At 52.7% G+C, this 19725-nt stretch carries 19 protein-coding genes; 9 read left to right on the forward strand and 10 right to left on the reverse strand.

The features are described 5' to 3' along the window. Positions 1–186 precede the first annotated feature (186 nt). The 5 genes from V8689_RS03745 to V8689_RS03765 all read right to left on the reverse strand — a co-directional run bounded on the left by V8689_RS03745 (position 187) and on the right by V8689_RS03765 (position 4387). Entirely contained in the window at positions 187–654 is a 468-nt protein-coding gene (locus V8689_RS03745) for a DUF411 domain-containing protein (protein WP_008437448.1), read from the reverse strand. A gap of 162 nt (positions 655–816) precedes the next feature. Continuing rightward, positions 817–1869: a copper resistance protein B gene (locus tag V8689_RS03750; RefSeq protein ID WP_008437443.1), complete on the reverse strand. Its 1053-nt coding sequence runs from the start codon at positions 1867–1869 to the stop codon at positions 817–819. Beyond that, a complete protein-coding gene (locus V8689_RS03755; protein WP_024073347.1) occupies positions 1841–2086 on the reverse strand; it encodes a hypothetical protein in 246 nt (81 codons plus the stop codon). The genes V8689_RS03750 and V8689_RS03755 overlap by 29 nt, the downstream gene beginning before the upstream one ends. Before the next feature lie 12 nt (positions 2087–2098). After that, entirely contained in the window at positions 2099–4003 is a 1905-nt protein-coding gene (locus V8689_RS03760) for a copper resistance system multicopper oxidase (protein ID WP_008437439.1), read from the reverse strand. Between the two features lie 177 nt (positions 4004–4180). After that, on the reverse strand, positions 4181–4387 hold the full coding sequence (locus V8689_RS03765; protein WP_019821302.1) for a co-regulatory protein PtrA N-terminal domain-containing protein: 207 nt from the start codon (positions 4385–4387) through the stop codon (positions 4181–4183). A gap of 386 nt (positions 4388–4773) precedes the next feature. Between V8689_RS03765 and flgB the strand changes: the two genes are divergently transcribed. Beyond that, positions 4774–5187: a flagellar basal body rod protein FlgB gene (gene flgB / locus V8689_RS03770; protein ID WP_008437437.1), complete on the forward strand. Its 414-nt coding sequence runs from the start codon at positions 4774–4776 to the stop codon at positions 5185–5187. Positions 5188–5217: 30 nt separating this feature from the next. On the opposite strand, the gene V8689_RS03775 is transcribed toward flgB, so the two are convergent. The 5 genes from V8689_RS03775 to V8689_RS03795 form a co-directional block, all read right to left on the reverse strand. Beyond that, positions 5218–5418: a heavy-metal-associated domain-containing protein gene (locus V8689_RS03775; RefSeq protein WP_008437435.1), complete on the reverse strand. Its 201-nt coding sequence runs from the start codon at positions 5416–5418 to the stop codon at positions 5218–5220. 111 nt (positions 5419–5529) lie between these two features. After that, complete coding sequence (locus V8689_RS03780) at positions 5530–7887, reverse strand: heavy metal translocating P-type ATPase (RefSeq protein ID WP_024073349.1); 2358 nt, start codon at positions 7885–7887, stop codon at positions 5530–5532. Positions 7888–7889: 2 nt separating this feature from the next. Continuing rightward, entirely contained in the window at positions 7890–8135 is a 246-nt protein-coding gene (locus V8689_RS03785; RefSeq protein WP_032899631.1) for a DUF2933 domain-containing protein, read from the reverse strand. 94 nt (positions 8136–8229) lie between these two features. Beyond that, entirely contained in the window at positions 8230–8766 is a 537-nt protein-coding gene (locus tag V8689_RS03790; RefSeq protein ID WP_008437431.1) for a cupredoxin domain-containing protein, read from the reverse strand. Between the two features lie 165 nt (positions 8767–8931). Further along, the gene (locus tag V8689_RS03795; RefSeq protein ID WP_008437430.1) at positions 8932–9285 is read right to left on the reverse strand and encodes a co-regulatory protein PtrA N-terminal domain-containing protein; all 354 of its coding nucleotides are present in this window, start codon (positions 9283–9285) and stop codon (positions 8932–8934) included. Between the two features lie 205 nt (positions 9286–9490). On the opposite strand from V8689_RS03795, the gene V8689_RS03800 reads away from it, so the two are divergent. The 8 genes from V8689_RS03800 to V8689_RS03835 all read left to right on the forward strand — a co-directional run bounded on the left by V8689_RS03800 (position 9491) and on the right by V8689_RS03835 (position 19664). After that, positions 9491–10186: a heavy metal response regulator transcription factor gene (locus V8689_RS03800; RefSeq protein WP_008437429.1), complete on the forward strand. Its 696-nt coding sequence runs from the start codon at positions 9491–9493 to the stop codon at positions 10184–10186. After that, on the forward strand, positions 10183–11571 hold the full coding sequence (copS, locus tag V8689_RS03805) for a copper resistance membrane spanning protein CopS (protein ID WP_008437425.1): 1389 nt from the start codon (positions 10183–10185) through the stop codon (positions 11569–11571). Before V8689_RS03800 ends, copS begins: the two co-directional genes overlap by 4 nt. 359 nt (positions 11572–11930) lie before the next feature. Continuing rightward, the gene (gene copC / locus V8689_RS03810; RefSeq protein ID WP_008437424.1) at positions 11931–12314 is read left to right on the forward strand and encodes a copper homeostasis periplasmic binding protein CopC; all 384 of its coding nucleotides are present in this window, start codon (positions 11931–11933) and stop codon (positions 12312–12314) included. Positions 12315–12317: 3 nt separating this feature from the next. Next, positions 12318–13256, forward strand: a complete 939-nt coding sequence (copD, locus tag V8689_RS03815; RefSeq protein WP_008437423.1) for a copper homeostasis membrane protein CopD — start codon at positions 12318–12320, stop codon at positions 13254–13256. Between the two features lie 74 nt (positions 13257–13330). Further along, complete coding sequence (locus V8689_RS03820) at positions 13331–13672, forward strand: hypothetical protein (RefSeq protein ID WP_073844967.1); 342 nt, start codon at positions 13331–13333, stop codon at positions 13670–13672. 99 nt (positions 13673–13771) lie between these two features. Beyond that, positions 13772–15028 carry a TolC family protein gene (locus V8689_RS03825; RefSeq protein WP_008437421.1) on the forward strand — a complete coding sequence of 419 codons (1257 nt, stop codon included), beginning with the start codon at positions 13772–13774 and terminating at the stop codon, positions 15026–15028. After that, positions 15025–16509: an efflux RND transporter periplasmic adaptor subunit gene (locus V8689_RS03830; protein WP_008437420.1), complete on the forward strand. Its 1485-nt coding sequence runs from the start codon at positions 15025–15027 to the stop codon at positions 16507–16509. Before V8689_RS03825 ends, V8689_RS03830 begins: the two co-directional genes overlap by 4 nt. Continuing rightward, entirely contained in the window at positions 16506–19664 is a 3159-nt protein-coding gene (locus V8689_RS03835; protein ID WP_008437418.1) for an efflux RND transporter permease subunit, read from the forward strand. Before V8689_RS03830 ends, V8689_RS03835 begins: the two co-directional genes overlap by 4 nt. The last annotated feature ends 61 nt before the right edge of the window (positions 19665–19725 follow it).

Consider the following 19725-nt stretch of genomic DNA (forward strand, 5'->3'; position numbering starts at 1 on the left):
GCATGGCGTCATCTCAAATTGTTATTGAGGACAGCGGTACGGGGTTATCCGATTCGGCGCAGGCGCGCCTTTACAGCTTGTTGCTGATCGTCCTTTGCGTATTGCTTGAGAATGAAATCAACATAGCATGTCCCGCTGCATGGCCATGAGCTGGGACCATGCTGTGGCCGAATGGATGAGGTGGGATTAGTTTGCGGGGTATTCAGCAATGACCTGATCTACGCCGGCTTTGGTCAGGCCGATTATTTGGTAGGTCTCATGTACTCCGTCGACTTCCATTCCTGGAGAACCTGCTGGCATTCCAGGAGCAGCGATCCCGAGAAGGTCGTCACGCTTACTCATCGCAATTATTTGCTCAACTGGCACATGACCTTCAACAAACTTCCCGTTGATCATCGCAGTGTGACAAGACGAGAGTCGTGGAGCGACACCTAGATCTTGTTTGACAGCACTCATGTTGGTTTCTACATGATCAATGACGGTGAAGCCATTGGCCTCAAGATGCTGAATCCATTTTTTGCAGCATCCGCAGTTTGCATCTCGATGCACATCGATGGTCAGGGCCTGCGCCGCTTGAGCCGTTGAGCCGATGAACAGCGCAGCGAATGTTGCAATACGCAGAAATCGACTTGAAAGTCGGAAGCTACCTGTCATGAATATTTCCTTTTCCCTTGGAGACGGCGAGATGTTCTACGAAGCAATAGAACCCCACTCAAGCGTTCATGCCGCTGCAAAGGTTACATTGAAGGATCTACTTTAGAGTCGGGGAGCCAACTCCCCGATCATTTGAATTCGTAGGGCTAGTGCTCAAATCGCTCAGAACCACATCCGAATACCAGCTACAAACCGGGCCTCGTTTGTCTTTTCCCCTTCATCGCTGGCTAGGTCAGCCGTCTTACCATATGAGCGATTCCAGCTAACACCAATGTAGGGTGCGAATTGACGAGTAATTTCGTAGCGCAACCGCAGGCCTAGTTCGGTGTTGGCCAATCCAGATCCTATGCCGCGCTGAGGATCATTTTTCCCGTACAAGTTTACTTCGGCGGTCGGCTGCAAGATCAGGCGATTGGTCAACAGGATGTCGTAATCGCCTTCAAACCGAGCTGCGGTTTGACCGTTCTCACCAATATAAGCAGTCGCTTCAGCTTCAAAGTTATAGAGGGCCATGCCCTGAATACCGAGCGCTCCCCATGTTTGAGGTGACCCAGGTTTGAAGTCTTGTCGAATGCCGGTGACGACATCCCACCAAGGACCGATGGCGTGTCCCCACAGAGCCTGAAGTTCAGCGTTCTCGGTTACGCCATTGGTACGTTCGCCTTCCGAACGCAACCATAGGCGATCGACGTCACCGCCGATCCACCCTTTTGCATCCCAAGCCAGCGCACTACCGTTGTCAGCGTCTTGGTACTCAAATTTATCCAGGAGGATGAACGAGTTAATTTTTTTATCGTGCACACCATGGCCTGGTAAGTCTGGAAAAGCGGCGGCCCGGTCAGCGTCGGTAAGTACGGGGATTGGGGTTCGGCTTGTGGTAGTCGCCCCTCCATCCATGCTTTCCATACCGTCCATTTGCCCGTTATCGCTGTGATCCATAGCCCCCATCTTGCTATGGTCCATGGCTCCCATTGAGCCGTGGTCCATCTTGGAGTGATCCATCGCGGCATCTTTCGGTTTGGCGGGTTTGGATTTTTGTGCAGTTGAAGACTTTGCGTCCGCACTTGATGGCATCGCCATCGACGGATCCATCTCTTCAGCGGCTTGAGCCATGAAAAAGAATGCTGGACCGGTAGAGACTGCAAGTGCCATCAGCGTTGGGCGTAAAAACTTACTGGTCATGATCTCAATCTGCCTTTTTGGTTTTTTGGTCATGATCCATCGACTCATGGCTCATCTGGCTATGGTCCATCGCCCCGTGATCTAGCTTCGAATCGTTTGCCGTTGCTGGCTTGTCCGTTGCTGTAACAGGAACAGTGGTTGAATGGTCGCTGCCATTTTCCTCTGCCAGCACCGTGGACGAGAGTCCACCCAGCAGGACAGCGGCAAAGAGGCAACCCACGAGGGAATTACGATTTCGGTATGTGCTCACAGATCGTCTCCTTTACTCATCAACCCGTACTTCACGGAACATGCCCATTTCCATATGGAAAAGCAGGTGACAGTGATATGCCCAACGGCCTAAGGCATCAGCGGTGACTCGATAGCTGCGTTTGGTACCTGGTGGCATATCGATCGTGTGCTTGCGCACCATGAACTTGCCGTTCTCGTCCTCAAGGTCACTCCACATGCCGTGAAGGTGGATGGGGTGTGTCATCATGGTGTCGTTCACCAAGGTGATGCGCAGACGCTCGCCATACTTCAGGCGCAGCGGTTCGGCGTCAGAGAATTTGATGCCGTTGAACGACCACGAAAACTTCTCCATGTGACCGGTCAAATGAAGCTCGATGGTACGATTTGGCTCGCGGCCGTCAGGGTCTTGGAAAGTGCTTTTCAAGTCGGAGTAAGTGAGCACTCGACGACCATTGTTCCGCAAGCCTATGCCCGGATCACTTAGCTTTGGCGTTGGATTCATGGCTTGCATATCAACCAGGGGATTGTTGGTTTCAGAGGCAGGGTGTGTCTGCATTTCTCCACCCATACCACCCATGCCAGCCATCCCTGACATATCACCATTGCCCATCCCAGCCATCTTGCTGTGATCCATGCCCGCCATGTTAGTCATGTCACCGCTGTCCATGCCGGTCATCCCGGTCATGTCACTTTGGTCCATACCGGTCATCTTGCTGTGGTCCATGCCCGCCATGCCCGCCATGCCGGACATGTCACCTGGTGTCTTCTCTGCGCCGCCCATACCAGCCATGCTGCCATGGTCCATACCAGCCATACCGCCCATCCCCATGTCATCCATAGTGACGATTGGACGTGGATCTATAGCAGGTACCTGAGCAACTAGCCCTTCACGAAGAGCGAGGGTTCCGCGTGCATAACCCGTCCGATCCATAGACTGGGCGAAGATGGTGTAAGCCTCTTCACTGGCAGGCTCTACGATCACGTCATACGTTTCAGCTACGGCGATGCGGAATTCGTCAACACTCACTGGGTTGACGTGTTGGCCGTCGGCGGCCACAACGGTCATTTTCAAACCAGGAATGCGGACGTCGAAATAGCTCATCGCCGAGCCGTTGATAAAGCGTAGTCGTAGCTTCTCACCCGGCTTGAAAATACCGGTCCAGTTACCGTTTGGCGCCTGGCCATTCATGAGATAGGTGTAAGTATCTGCGCTGACGTCTCCAAGGTCGGTTGGGCTCATGTTCATTTCAGCCCACATCTTCCTGTCAGCTACTGTAGCTGACCAACCTTGCTTACTGACATCGTCGATAAAATCACCAACGGTGCGTTTATGGTGGTTGTAGTAGCCCGACTGTTTCTTAAGCTTGGCCATGACGCGACTAGGATCTTCATCGGTCCAATCAGTCAACATCACCACATAGTCGCGGTTGTATTGAAAAGGTTCAGGCTCTTTCGAGTCGATAACGATTGGCCCGTAAACCCCTGCCTGCTCCTGTAAGCCCGAGTGGCTGTGGTACCAGTACGTACCATTCTGATGAACCTTGAACTTGTACTCGTACATGCCGTCGGGTGCGATGCCATGGAAACTCAAGCCAGGTACACCGTCCATATTGGCCGGCAGAATGATCCCGTGCCAATGGATTGAGGTGTCTTGGTCCAGGCGGTTTTTTACACGCAGGGTGACTGTCTCTCCTTCGCGCCAACGCAGCAAAGGTCCTGGCAATGATCCATTGATGGTCATGGCTGTTCGCGGCGAGCCGGTAATGTTTACAGGTGTTTCACCAATAAACAGATCAAATTCATTGCCGGTGAGTACGCTCGGCAGACCTGGACTTGTCACCGCCCATACTGGAGTGCGCCAAAGGCCAAAGCCGCCGAGAATGCCACCAGCGGCCAAGCCTTTTACGAATGTCCGTCTAGAGGTTTTGGAATGCATGCCGTTTATTTCCAATCAGTCAAAAGGGAAGCCGTGCGAAACAACCGATCATGAGTTGCCCGGATCAGCTTTGCCCACCGTCACAAAAGACAAACTCTTACGGCAAGCGAGCTCAGAAATTGCCACATTTAAACCACCGCAGTGATTACATTTCTGTCAGCTTGGAGGGCTAGCTATTTAGCAATTCTTGTGATCCATCGCCTTGGCTTTGCTTTCAGCGACGGGATGTTGGGCATTTTGCGTTTGAGCTACTCGGTACGATTCCATCGAATTATTCCTGGCCACTTCCATGCGTGCGAAAGTCCGGTCACCACCCCCTTCAGCCATAGCCAAAGAAGAGACGGTCAGAGCCGCGATGACGAACAAGGTTTTGATAGGGTTCATTTGGGGGGCCTCGGATGATTATTGGTGACCCCTGAATCCACATCAGTCGTTGACTCTAGGGGGTGAGCTTGAGGCTCAATAGGACTATAAGACTCATCCCCTGTCAGGAAGCTTAGGCCAATATTACAGTTGTGTCAGGTTGCGATATTTCTCTTGAGATGCAGAGTGATTAGTCCGTAAGGTCTAAGCTATCCAACGACACATAACCTCCATCCACCATCTAAAATTTACCTGTGCGGCGTTGTAAGTTTCCGGTCACTGCACGATGGCGTGGCGTTTTTTGAGTTTTTCGCTGAAATCATACATCGGCTCGGACGCACTACGTTAAGCACTTGAGTGTTCGATAGGTGGGAATTAAATGGCAGCGTAACTAAAGGTGGCCACCGGTGAGTATTAATTTTGACAAAGCGCTTGGCTCCGCAGAAAGAGCATTACGTTTTCGCAGCCAACGAGCTGAGGTACTTAGCAATAATATCGCTAATGCCGACACTCCTAACTTTAAGGCCAGGGACTTGGACTTTTCTGCTGTACTGGCTAGCCAAACAAAAGGAGGTTTGGCTACTCCGTTCTCTTTAAAAACAACAAACCCAAAACATATTGCCGTAAACGAATTAGTAAGTGATATTCACGGCGGTGCTTTGCTTTACAGTACGCCGAACCAACCTTCCATTGATCAAAATACTGTGGATCAACAGGTCGAGGTCGCAAAGTATACGGAAAATGAAATTCATTTCGAAACCGCCTTTACTAGATTAAATGGAGCATTTAAGGGGCTACTTAAAGCTCTGCGAGGTGAATAATAAACTTTACCCAGCGAGGGAATCAGCGCCTCAGGCGCTGATTTGGGAAGGGAAACCGAGTGCTTCGACAGTTTTACGGACTTGCTCTGGGTTTTCACTGCTTTCAACGCTTACCTTACCTGCTGCGCGATCCACGGAAATCATAGCCTCGCTGTCCAGTGACTGAATTGCTTTGGTGATTTTGCTGACGCAGCTACCGCAACCAATGCCTGATACGTTTAAGACGAACATGGTTATTCCTCTTGTGCTGAGCAGTCTATTTTCACCGCAACAACAAGATCAACGTTGACACCACGGTAAGGTCAAGAGTTATGTATAGCGGGCTGTGAGCATCGGTTACGCTCATTCAATTCGGGTATTCCTCAGCCTCAAAGCATTGAAAACTACAGACGCAGAACTGACGCTCATGGCTAACGCAGCAATCATTGGAGACAGAAGGTGCCCCGTCAGTGGATAGAGCAGGCCTGCGGCGAGGGGAATACCCATTGAGTTGTAAAGGAAGGCGAACCCCAAGTTTTGCCGCATGTTTTTTACCGTTGCAACCGAAAGTGCCCGTGCCCGTAAAATCCCCATCAGGTCGCCTTTTACCAGCGTGAGCTGCGCGCTATTCATCGCGACGTCAGTCCCTGTACCCATGGCAATGCCCACATCTGCTCGCGCCAAGGCCGGTGCGTCGTTGATACCGTCGCCGGCCATGGCAACCTTTCGACCGGATTGCTGGAGGTCCGCCACCAGGCGCTCCTTGTCCTGAGGTTTCACTTCACCATGAACCTCTTCAATACCCATCTCCTTGGCGACAGCACGTGCGGTGGTGAGCCCGTCTCCCGTGGCCATGATGATTTTTACGTTATCAGCCTTAAGCTTGGTGACTGCTTCTTTAGAGGTCGGTTTTATCGGGTCTGAGACCGCTAGTAATCCTGCCAAGACCCCGTCAACTGCTAGATAGATGATGCTGATGCCTTCAAGGCGCAACAACTCTGCACGTTCTTGTAAGACCTTTGTGCTCACGCCGGCAGCTTCCATCAGTGCAGTGTTGCCCAGCTGTACTTTCTTGCCATCAACGAGACCACTCACCCCAATCCCTGAGCCGGACTCAAACGATTCAGGCTTGGTGAGCGCAATATTTTCAGTTCGGGCGTGATCGACGATGGCGTGTGCCAAAGGATGTTCGCTGCCTTGATCAAGGCTAGCGGCCAGTTGAAGCACATCGCGTGGGTTGAAATCTGGTGTGGCCTCCACACTGTGAAATACCGGCCGTCCCTCTGTCAGGGTTCCCGTTTTATCGACAATCAGTGTGTCGATCTTGCAAAGGTTTTCGATGGCACTGGCATCTCTGAACAGCACACCCATACTGGCGGCTTTACCCGTCGAAACCATGATCGACATGGGCGTTGCCAGACCCAGAGCACAGGGACAAGCGATGATAAGCACGGCGACAGCGTTGATCAGGCCGAAGACCCAGCTGGGTTCCGGGCCGAACAGTCCCCAACCTATGAGGGTCAGCAACGCAATCGCGATAACCGCCATCACAAAGTAGCCGGCGATCGAGTCGGCCATTCGTTGCATGGGCGCTTTGGAGCGTTGGGCTAGTGCGACCATTTGTACTATCTGCGACAGCATGGTGTCAGCGCCGACCTTTCGCGCCTCCATCACCAAGCTTCCATGAGTATTAAGCGTGGCACCGATCAGACTATCCCCTGCTCTTTTCATGACCGGCACAGGTTCACCAGTGAGCATGGATTCATCCACCGCACTTTCTCCCTCGAGTACAGAGCCATCAACTGGCACTTTTTCACCAGGTCTGACCCGCAAATGGTCTCCCAAGTGAACATGGGTAAGAGGAATGTCTTCCTCCTGACCATCGGCGTTGATCCTGCGTGCAGTCTTGGGAGATAGGCCAAGAAGGGACTTAATGGCGGCGGAGGTTTGTGACCGTGCTTTGAGCTCAAGAATCTGCCCAAGCAAGGTGAGCGAGATGATGACCGCAGCGGCTTCGAAGTAGACGCCGATGCGTCCATCTTGCATGAAGGTGGTGGGAAAACTTTGGGGAAATAGGGTTGCCGCGACGCTGTAAAGATAGGCTGCGGCAGTACCTAAACCAATCAGAGTCCACATGTTTGGACTGCGATTTCTAACGGATGCTATGCCTCTTACAAAAAAGGGCCAACCTGCCCATAAGGTGACCGGAGTGGCAAGAGCGAACTCGATCCAGTTTTGAACCGAACCATGGAAGATTTGTAATGAGTGACCCGCCATGGCTAGAAGGGCCACCATTACGGTTAAAGGCAGCGACCACCAAAAGCGGCGGGTGAAATCCAGGAGCTCGGGTTTGTCATCGTCATCAAGCGCGGGCATGACGGGCTCTAATGTCATGCCACATTTAGGGCAATTGCCGGGCCCTGGCTGTCTTATTTCCGGGTGCATAGGACAGGTAAACTCAGTGGCTACCTGTAGCGTGGGCTCTATAGCGGCGCTGCTGGGTTCAGCGCTGGGATGATTACCAATGTAGCGTTCTGGATCTGCCCGAAATTTCTCTTGGCATTTCTGGCTACAAAATTGATACGTCTGTCCTTGGTAAGACTCGCCAAATTTACTTGGAGGTATAACCGCCATACCGCACACCGGGTCGCGTAGACCACCGTCATTGGGTGAGGCAGCGTGGGCGGGACCGTGATCGTGGTGGCTCGGTGGAGTGGGCATAGCTATTTCTCTTCCTTGTTGGTTCCTGCCTGATCGCCATGGTCATGTCCGCCATGTCCATGTCCAAAAAAATGCATCAATGGACAGATCAACAGGATGAGGTAGGGCAAATACGGATAAACGTGGGTGAAATGTTCCCGCACCCCGTAAAAGGCACCGATCGCAATGAGCATGATCAGTACAACGCCTGTTTTGCGCCTCCAAAATGGTGGGGAGGTGCTTCCAGCCGGATGCTGATGCTTATCCATGATCTAGACCCCGTGTGTGAGCGTGTTGCTCTGATCTCTGCCTCAGAGCATAGCGAACTCTTGCGTCGACGCGGTTTTAGCGGTCGGTTCAGGCTTACTTCAAGTCAAATTGACCGACCATCCCCGACTGGTAATGACCTGGCACGTTGCAGGCAAATTGAAGTCCAGTTGTGTTGTTGAAGGTCCAGATCAACTCCTTGGTTGCCCCTGGCTCGATCAGCACGCTATTCGGGTCGTTGTGTTCCATTCCAACCATCTTCATGCCTCCCATGCTATGGCCCATGTTGCCCCACATTTTTCCAGTTCCGGTGGGTGTAAGCGTTCCATTCTGGAACATGCTCGCCATTTCTTTTTGGTGCGCCGCGTGAGCAGCGGCTTGGCCGATATTGAACTCGTGCAGCAACGCCCCTTTGTTGTGAAGTACAAAGCGAACCGTTTCACCGGGCTTTACGTCGATGCTTTTAGTTTTGAAGAAAATATCACCCATCTCTACATCAACCGTGCGAGTGACCTCTGAGGCGACTCCAGGCTGACCGATATCCTCTTTCCCATGACCTACGCTGGCCATCGCCGTAGCGCCGAGGAGTAGGGTGATTGCCGCAATAACTGGAGTAATGAGCTTAGTTTTCATGGTGACCTCGAGAGCCAGTGGAAAATACTAGCTATGCTAAAGGGATAGAGCTGAGCGTTAACTGACTTGAACACTACATTTCTGTCAGTTTTCCTGAGAAAACACGGCGCCCAGATGACGCCGTGTCTAGTGGGCGGTTCAGAGAGCCCCGTAGGAGTTATTCGGTTACTGATGGTTCTCAGAAAGCATCAGTTTGTGCTCGCGCTGCATTTGGTTCAAAACGTCATCAACCATGGCGTCGTGTTTTTCCATCCAGGCGAGATGTTCCTGAGGTGACATTGATGCTTTTGGATGATCTAGATGAAGCTGGCCCATGATCTCGCCCAGTATTTTCATATGCTCGGCCATGTGAACATGGCGCTGCCCTTCAGGAGCTTTTTCAGCTTGTACCAAGGTCGCTTCGGCTTTATCGCGCAGGCTTTCCATGCGCTCCATAATCCGATCTGCACCACCTTCAGCCAACGCAGATGCTGAGATGAGTATCGAACTAGCAAAGAATAGGACTTTTAAACGGTTCATGAGGAAGCTCCTTTTTGATTTGTTTTCCGGCTCCTCTAGCTTTCATGGTTAAGAGTCGGTCGAGCACCAGAAAGTACTCATGCTCGAACCCTAGACAGCACTCGCTGACATCTACCTGAAGCCAATATTACTTTTCTGTCAGTTGCTGGTTGGCAGAGGCATTTCATTGCAGACTCAGCCTCACAATTATTCGAGAGCCATCCCCATGAGACTTCTGGTTGCGGAAGACGAACCCAAAATAGGTATTTATTTGCAGCAAGGACTCACCGAGGCGGGGTTCAATGTTGATCGTTTTACCAATGGCAAAGACGCGCTTCAGCACGCCTTGAGCGAGGCGTATGACCTGCTGATTCTCGATGTGATGATGCCTGGGCTGGATGGCTGGGAAGTACTTCAGAAAGTGAGAGCATCCGGAAAAAATGTCCCTGTGCTTTTCCTCACGGCGCGAGACCGAGTTGAGGATCGGGTAAAAGGACTTGAGCTGGGGGCTGACGATTACCTGATCAAACCCTTCGCATTTTCTGAATTGCTGGCTCGCGTCAGAACGCTGCTGCGTAGAGGTACCACTGCCCCCTCCCAAACCCATATGAAATTGGCTGATTTGGAGGTGGACCTCCTCAAACGCAGGGTTATCCGCGCAGGCAAACGTATAGATCTAACGGCCAAAGAGTTTGCGTTGCTCGAATTGCTGCTCCGTCGTCGAGGTGAGGTTCTGCCCAAGTCGCTTATTGCTTCCCAGGTCTGGGACATGAACTTTGACAGCGATACTAACGTCATCGAGGTTGCTGTCAGGAGGCTCAGAGCAAAGATTGATGATGATTTTGAGGTCAAGCTTATCCACACCTCTCGAGGCATGGGGTACATGCTGGATGCGCCGGATTCGGGGACGGGGTCGGAATGAAGCGAATGTCCCTGACTACGCGCATGAGCCTGATGTTCATGCTAGCTGTAACGGCTGTGCTCACCGTCGCTGGACTCAGTTTTAACAACCTCAGCCGGCATCATTTCAAGATGCTGGATCAGCAGGCGCTGAACGAAAAGCTTCACTCGACGCAAAGAATTTTGACTGGGTTGAACAGCATTGATCAATTCAGTGATGTTAAGCCTGAGCTGGAGGCACTGCTTGGTGCTCATCGTGATTTGACAGCTCTTATCATCGATGGTGACGGTAAGCTCCTGTTTGCTGACCCAGGTCCGATCGTAGTTCCTGAAGACTTCCGAACGGTCACAAACAGCAATGTCTGGGAGTGGCGAGACCAGGAGCAGATATTTCGAGGCGTGACGGCGCAAGCCATAGTGACGGGGCAGGACAAGCCATTGACAGTGATGTTGATCTTTGATGTTACTCAACATATGGCCTTCTTCGAGACGCTTGAACGATGGTTTTGGATAGGACTGGTGATAAGCGCGCTGGTCAGTGCTGCACTGGGCTGGATGGTAGCGCGTAGTGGACTACGACCTATTCGCCTAGTCACTCAGGTAGCAGCTTCGATGTCAGCTAAATCGCTCAAAGAGCGTATTCCATTAGGTCCCGTTCCCCAAGAGCTCCAGCAGATGGTGCTCTCGTTCAACGCAATGTTATCTAGACTGGACGATGCGTTTGTTCGTTTATCGAACTTCTCTGCGGACATTGCTCACGAATTACGGACACCCGTTAGCAATTTGATGACTCACACTGAAGTGATTTTATCTAGAAAAAGAAATATTGAGGACTACGAGGACAATCTGTACTCAAATCTTGATGACTTGAAACGTATGGGACGTATGATTGATGACATGCTTTTTCTAGCGAAATCAGATAACGGTCTAATTACACATGAAAACAAACCGATTGACCTGGTAGCAGTAGTAGAGAAATTACTCGAGTACTACCGTTTGCTGGCTGATGAGCGAGGGATCGACCTGAAGGTCACAGGCAGGGGTAGCGTCCGAGGTGACGTACTCATGCTCGACAGGGCCATCTCTAATCTGCTCTCAAATGCGCTCCGGTACACCCCCGAAGGAAAGTGTATTACTGTCGATATTCGGCAGAAAGGAACTTCAATATCAGTCTCTGTGGAGAACCCGGGAGAGCCCATTGCGTCCGAGCATCTTGAAAAGCTGTTTGATCGATTTTATCGCGTGGACCCAGCTCGCAGAGAAGGAAGTCCAAGTAATGCAGGGCTAGGTTTATCGATTACTCGATCTATCATTGAAGCGCATGACGGAAAAATATGGTGTACGTCGTTAAACGGAATAACAGCCTTTCATATTGAACTCCCATGTGCTGATGCAAGAAAGGTCTAAGACACCTTGTTCATATGTATGCAGGCAACATGTGGTTAGCTCAATAGGATCGTTTTTGGATGAGAGAAAACTCTTGGAGCGTTCCAAAGAAAGTCGCGTATTTGGCGCCGTATCCGGGCAGATCAGTGCCAAAAACCCGCCCCAAGCTGACTGAAATGTAATCGAACAGTTTGCGTTCATGTGGCATCGTGTACTCGCACTGTGACGTTGGAAATCTTGTGATTCCTCCCTGTCCAGCCGGCCCTAGAACACGGAATTTGCTAGGTATTCGTCAGTGGTTTTAACGAGCGTCAAAAAGTAAAAAACTAGATATTCCCTAAAAACCTAGAACCAACAGCTTTTGCTGTCAGGAGTCTTGCATGTCATTCCTTAAAACTACCACCGTAGCTGTTGCGCTGACTGCGGGTTTGCTTCTGAGTGCAGTTGCTCAGGCGCATCCAAAGCTGGTTTCTTCTACTCCCGCTGAAGGATCGGATGCGGCGGCTCCGTCTAAAATCGAACTGCACTTTTCTGAGAATCTAACGACTCAGTTCTCTGGTGCAAAGCTGATTATGACCGATATGCCTGGTATGCCGAATTCACCTATGGGCGTAAAAGCTAACGTGGCAGGTGGCGGTGATCCGAAGACGATGGTTATTACACCCGCATCGCCATTGACCACGGGTACTTACAAAGTCGAATGGCGTGCCGTTTCCTCGGACACTCACCCGATTACCGGCAACTTTTCTTTCAAAGTGAAATGATTCATGAGCGACTCATTAAATATCGTTGTTCGCTTTGCTCTTTATTTCGACCTGATGCTGTTATTTGGACTGGCAATTTTTGGTCTTTATAGCCTCAGGGGAAAAGAAAGAATATCGGGAACAGTTTTGAATTTTGAGTCGCTTCTTTACAGTACTTCTGCTGTAGGTGTAGCTCTGTCCCTTGCCGCCATGTTGTTACTTGCGAAAGCAATGAGTGGCGTGTCGGGTTTCATGGAGCTACATCACCATATCTTTCAAATGGTTCTCATGGGGACTGACGTCGGTTTGACCTGGATGGTCCGAATAGGGGCGTTGGTGACGGCCATTATTGGCGTTTCCCTGAACAAGCGCTTTCCAACACTGAGTCTTTGGATTGTCACTGTCTGTGGCGCGATTGCGCTAGCGACGCTGGCATGGACAGGGCACGGAGCAATGGACGAGGGGAGCCGTCGCTACTGGCACTTTATTAGCGATATCTTCCATCTTTTGGCCGCAGGCGGTTGGTTGGGTGCGCTAGCGGCATTTGCCCTGCTGCTGCGTTTGAAATCACTGAAAGGTGAGCGAGAAGCACGAATTCTTGCTCGGGTACTGACAGGGTTTGAATCGGCCGGCGCGGTGATTGTAGTGATCATCAGCATTACGGGAGTGGCGAACTACCTATTTATCGTTGGGCCAAATCTCGATGAGGTGATGCTCAGCACTTATGGCGAGTTGCTATTTTTGAAGGTCCTGCTCTTTGCCGGGATGATCGTATTAGCGACGCTCAACCGTTTTCACCTAAGCCCGCTCTTGGAACGTTCTGTTCGAAATGGAGACTATGCTGTCGCGGTCAATGCCTTGCGCCGTAGCATGAAGCTCGAATTTTCAATGGCAGTCATCATTATTTGTCTAGTCGCATGGTTAGGTACTTTAAGCCCGGTCATGGAAATGAGCGCGGCATAGCGGTTGGTGATGGCCGACTAAGGAGTCTCAAGGGTGAATTGTAAGGGCCATTTGCACCGTCTACACTCCAGCTCATGAAACGCTACCTGCGGTTTTGCCTAATTTTCCTGATTAGCTTGGCGCTTCCCCTCAGCGGGATGGCGGGTGTTCAGACATCGATTGAACCATGCCCGATGAAAACCATGGGCATGGCGATGATGGATGGTATGGGGCAAGACTGCTGCCACGACATGAAAAGTCCCACCGAGCATGGCAAACCTTGTAAGCCCGGTCAGGAATGCAAAACTGGCGGCATGTTGCAAGTATCGATCATCAAGCCTCCTATCACCCTGTCCAGTCCTCTCATTCTATCATTCTCCAGCCATTTCCCGCTCGTACAAACCTCTTCAGGGGTATGGCGACCCCCACGTACTTGATTCCTGTACCACACTGAGCCTCATTCCGCGTTAGCGGGATGGCATATCTGCGCGCATGTCTTATGAAGCGCGCGGTGGATCATCACAGGAATCGTGAACATGAACTCCAAGTGCTGTTGCACAGGTTGGTCCTTCCTGGCCGGCCTGGCGGCAAGCGTACTTGCATTGCCGAGCTTCGCTAGCGCATTGACATTCGATGAAGCGCTGCGTCTGGCCGAAAACAATGCACCATCGTTGACCGCACAAGACGCCAAAATTCAAGCAGCCACTAGCGCGGCCATTCCCGCCGGCGAACTACCCGATCCCAAGCTACTGCTGGGCGTGCAGAACTACCCCATTGGTGGACCCGACAGATGGAGCATCGACCAGGACTTCATGACCATGCAAGTGGTCGGGATTAGGCAGGAGATGCCCAACAGCGACAAGCGCAAAGCACGTATCGAGGTCGCGGATGCGGCTGTTGATCGAGCGTCAGCCGAGCGTCGAGTGGCGCGTCTGAACGTCCGACAGTCCACGGCATTAGCCTGGATCAGAAGCTACTCGGTTGAGCGTAAAGATGCGTTGTTCCAGGACTTCTACAAAGAAAACCGTCTTCTGACCGATACCGTCAGAGCTCAGATTGCGGGTGGCCGAGCCCAACCCGCCGATGCGGTGACACCTAAACAGGAAGCTGCTCAACTGGCTGAGCAGCAGGATGATTTAGTTCGTCAACGTGCACAGGCCCGGGCCGCCCTCAAGCGCTGGATTGGCCCTGCCGCCGATGACAAACCGGTAGGCGGTTTGCCTGATTGGCCTATTGAGACCTCAGGTTACTCCCATAAGCTGCAACATCACCCCGAATTAGCGGCTTTTGTGCCGATGACCCGTGAAGCACAAGCCAAGATCCGTGAAGCTGAGGCGGAAAAGCAGTCTGACTGGAGCTGGGAATTCGATTATCAGCACCGAGGCCAACAATTCGGTGACATGGTCAGCGTGCAGTTTTCATGGGATCTCCCGCTGTTCCCTAACTCTCGGCAAAACCCCAAGATTGCGGCCAAGCACGCCGAACTAAACCAGCTTGAGGCTGAGCGCGAAGCCCTGTCACGCGAGCATACCCAGCAACTGGAGGATGAGTTGGCTGACTACGAGCGCCTCAATCGTGCAGTCAGCCGTAATCAGGAAAGCTTGTTGCCGTTGGCTAAAGAAAAGGTCGAACTCACGATGGCCAGCTACCGCTCCGGCAAGGGTGATTTGAACTCGGTTGTTGCCGCCCGACGCGAACTCATCGAAGCCCGTCTCAAGCAGGTTGACGTTGAAGAGCAACGTGCCCTGACCAGCGCTCGCCTGTATTTCTCTTACGGGGAGTCCGCTCAATGATTTTTAAATTATGGAAAGGGACTTTAATCATCGGCATCTCGATTGCCTTGGGTGTTGCCGGGGGTTACTGGTTAGCCCAACCGCGAATGAGCGGAGTAGCTGGTGTCGTACCGGATCATGAACCCAAAGCCTCTGCCGATCGAAAAGTTCTGTATTGGTATGATCCCATGTACCCACAACAGAAATTCGATAAACCGGGTAAGTCACCCTTCATGGACATGCAGATGATCCCTCAATACGCAGATACCAAGGGGGACAGCGCTGCCATTCGAATTGATCCAAGCCTGACTCAGAACCTTGGTGTGCGACTGGCTAGTGTCAGTCGAGGCGTATTTGCCTCGACACTGAACGTGGTAGGTGTGCTGGCCTTCAACGAACGGGACGTTGCAGTCATTCAGGCCCGTACAGCGGGTTTTGTCGAGCGTGTGTATGCCCACGCACCTGGTGATGTGCTGAAAGCGAATGCCGCCTTGGCAGATATCTTGGTGCCGGAGTGGGCAGCTGCTCAGGAGGAATTTCTCGCCCTCAAGCGTAGTGGCGATGCTGGCTTGCTGACAGCGGCCCGGCAGCGACTGCGGCTAACCGGAATGCCACTTACGTTAATTGCTCAAGTTGAGCGCACTGGCAAAGTTCAATCGAACCTGACGCTGACCAGCCCTATTGGTGGTGTGCTTCAAGAGCTGAGTGTGCGTGAAGGTATGACGGTGGCCGCAGGCGAGACGTTGGCTCGTGTTAATGGTTTGAGCAGTGTCTGGCTGGCCGTGGCTGTACCAGAGGCGGAAGCTGGGTCAATCGTAGTAGGGCAAGCAGCTGAAGCGCGTTTATCCGCATTCCCTGGAGTTGTGCTCAAGGGCGTCGTCAGTGCGATTCTTCCGGAAACCAGTTCGGACAGTCGCACACTTCGCGTTCGAGTTGAGTTACCCAATCCAGATGGCCGACTCAGACCAGGTTTGACCGCACAGGTAAGCCTCAATCGTTCAACGGAGCAAAGTGTTCTGTGGGTGCCGAGCGAGGCCGTCATTCGTACCGGTCGACGTGCGTTGGTCATGCTCTCTGAAGACGCTGGTCGATATCGCCCGGTGGAGGTGCAGCTAGGCCAGGATAACGATGGCAAGACGGCGATATTGAAAGGCTTGGAAGAGGGGCAGAAAGTGGTGACCTCTGGCCAGTTCCTGCTCGACTCGGAGGCCAGTCTCAAGGGCGTTGTCGCAAGCTCATTGGACGTTTCGCCATCTACTATGCCCGTTGGCGCTTTGCATGAGGCCGATGGTCAGATCGTTGAGATCAACGACAAAGAAGTCACGCTCGCCCACGGTCCCTTCAAGACATTGGGTATGCCAGGCATGACGATGACTTTCCCTCTCGCCACTCCTGCTCTGATGAAGGGCCTAAAAACGGGCGACAAGGTTCGGATCGCTGTTAGCCAGACGGACGATGGTCTGCGTGTTGAACGTCTGGAACGCTCTGGGGGCCAGCCATGATTGCGGCCCTTATTCGCTGGTCGGTGGCCAACCGCTTTCTTGTGTTGCTGGCGACGCTGTTCGTCACGGCATGGGGGATCTGGGCGGTTCAAAGTACGCCCATCGATGCATTGCCAGACCTGTCGGATGTTCAGGTAATTATCCGTACACCTTACCCAGGCCAAGCCCCACAGATCGTCGAAAACCAGGTGACCTATCCACTGGCAACCACCATGCTCTCGGTACCTGGGGCCAAGACTGTGCGCGGTTACTCCTTCTTTGGCGACAGCTTCGTTTATGTGCTGTTCGAAGACGGAACTGACTTGTACTGGGCCCGCTCGCGGGTGTTGGAATACCTGAGCCAGATACAAAGCCGCCTACCAGCCAGTGCTAAGCCAGCCTTAGGACCTGATGCCACTGGCGTTGGCTGGATTTTCCAGTACGCGTTGGTTGATCGCAGCGGTGGGCACGATCTGGCGCAACTGCGAGCCCTACAGGACTGGTTTCTCAAATTCGAGCTCAAGACGCTGCCGAACGTTGCGGAAGTTGCCACCGTAGGTGGCATGGTCAAACAGTATCAGGTCCAGCTCGATCCGCTAAAGTTGGCGAACTTGGGTATCACGCAGTCTGAGGTGACCGAGGCGATCGGCAAAGCCAATCAGGAAACCGGTGGAGCCGTGCTGGAAATGGCGGAGACAGAGTTCATCGTACGAGCTTCCGGCTACCTAAAGACGCTCAATGACTTTCGCGCCATCCCGCTCAAACTGGGCGCGGGCAGTGTGCCGGTCACGTTGGGCGATGTTGCCACGATTCAGTTAGGGCCTGAGATGCGTCGAGGCATTACCGAACTCGACGGTGAAGGTGAGACCGTCGGCGGCGTGGTGATTCTGCGCAGCGGGAAGAATGCTCGTGAAACCATTGCGGCGGTCAAAACCAAACTCGACGAGCTGAAAAGCAGTCTGCCGGCGGGGGTTGAAATCGTCACCACCTACGACCGCAGCAAGTTGATTGATCGTGCCGTGGAAAACCTCAGCCACAAGCTGATCGAAGAGTTCATCGTCGTCGCGTTGGTCTGCGGAATCTTTCTCTGGCACCTGCGTTCATCTCTGGTGGCAATCATTTCCCTGCCGGTTGGGGTGCTGATCGCCTTCATCGTGATGCGCTATCAGGGTATCAACGCCAACATCATGTCCCTTGGCGGGATTGCCATCGCCATCGGCGCTATGGTCGACGCTGCCGTGGTGATGATTGAAAATGCCCACAAGAAGGTCGAGGCTTGGCACGTGGCCAATCCTGGGGAGGAACTGAAAGGTGAACGTCATTGGCACGTGATGACTGAAGCGGCTGCCGAGGTAGGACCTGCATTGTTCTTCTGTCTGCTGATCATCACCCTGTCGTTCATTCCGGTGTTCACGCTGGAGGCTCAGGAAGGACGTCTATTCGGTCCATTGGCGTTCACCAAAACCTACGCTATGGCCGCAGCGGCTGGACTGTCGGTAACTCTCGTACCGGTGTTGATGGGGTATTGGATTCGTGGACGAATTCCCAATGAGCAGCAGAATCCGCTAAATCGCTGGTTGATCCGGATCTACGAACCCGCTCTGGACGCCGTATTACATCGACCTAAAATAACGCTGCTGGTTGCGTTGCTAGTCTTTGTCAGCGCGTTGTGGCCGATCTCTCGTCTGGGTGGTGAGTTTCTTCCCCCGCTGGACGAAGGGGACCTGCTCTATATGCCATCAGCTCTGCCTGGATTATCGGCGCAGAAGGCCGCGCAACTGCTTCAACAGACTGACCGTCTGATAAAGACAGTTCCAGAGGTCGAACACGTTTTCGGCAAAGCCGGCCGCGCTGAAACCGCGACTGACCCAGCACCTTTGGAAATGTTCGAAACCACCATCCAATTCAAACCACACGAACAGTGGCGCCCAGGCATGACCCAGGAAAAGCTCGTTGAGGAGCTAGACCAAGCGGTGCGTGTCCCAGGATTGACCAACATCTGGATACCGCCGATTCGTAACCGCATCGACATGCTGGCCACTGGCATAAAAAGCCCTATTGGTGTGAAGGTTGCCGGTACCAACCTGACGGAGATCGATGCCGTCACCCAAGCCATCGAACGTGTTGCCAAGGATGTCTCAGGTGTGAGTTCAGCGTTGGCCGAACGACTGACCGGTGGCCGCTATATTGATGTGGATATCGATCGTAAAGCTGCGGCCCGCTATGGGTTAAATATTGCCGATGTGCAATCGATCGTGGCCGGCGCAATCGGCGGTGAAAACGTCGGGGAGACGATTGAAGGGTTGGCTCGTTTCCCAATTAACGTACGTTACCCTCGTGAGTGGCGGGATTCACTCGGCGCTCTGGAGCAGTTACCTATCTATACCCCTCTAGGCAGCCAGATCACTCTTGGCACCGTTGCGAAGATCAAGGTCAGCGATGGTCCGCCGATGCTTAAGAGTGAGAACGCCCGACCTTCAGGCTGGGTGTATATCGACGTGCGGGGACGGGATATTGCTTCGGTAGTCGCCGATCTACGACGGGTCGTCAGCGAGCAGGTTAAGTTGCAGCCTGGTATGAGCCTGAGCTACGCAGGACAGTTCGAATTTCTCGAAAGGGCCAACGCACGACTCAAGCTGGTGGTGCCTGCCACGCTGTTGATCATCTTCGTGCTGCTTTATTTAACCTTTGCTCGCTTCGATGAGGCCTTGCTGATCATGGCCACTCTGCCATTCGCACTGACTGGTGGGGTATGGTTTCTCTATCTATTGGGATTCAACCTGTCGGTCGCCACTGGTGTCGGCTTTATCGCTTTGGCCGGTGTTTCTGCCGAATTTGGCGTAATTATGCTGCTTTATCTGAAGAACGCCTGGGCTGAGCGTGAAGACCTCGGCGATAGGACCGAGCACGGGCTGATGGCCGCGATTCGTGAAGGCGCTGTCCAGCGCGTTCGGCCCAAAGCCATGACTGTGGCTGTCATCATTGCTGGCTTGTTACCCATTTTGCTGGGCAGCGGGACCGGCAGCGAGGTGATGAGCCGAATTGCGGCACCCATGGTTGGAGGCATGATTACCGCGCCCTTGCTGTCGCTGTTTGTCATTCCGGCAGCCTATCGACTGATGCGTCGCCGGCACCTCTCAGTTGAGCCCATCAATCCTCAAGAAAAAGTCGTATGAAACTGACCCTGATTGCAGTTGCAAACACCGTATTTGCGCTGTCTCTTTCGGCCCACGCGTA

The organism is Pseudomonas sp. AK181, from assembly GCF_051122975.1.
GTDB lineage: Bacteria > Pseudomonadota > Gammaproteobacteria > Pseudomonadales > Pseudomonadaceae > Aquipseudomonas > Aquipseudomonas lactis.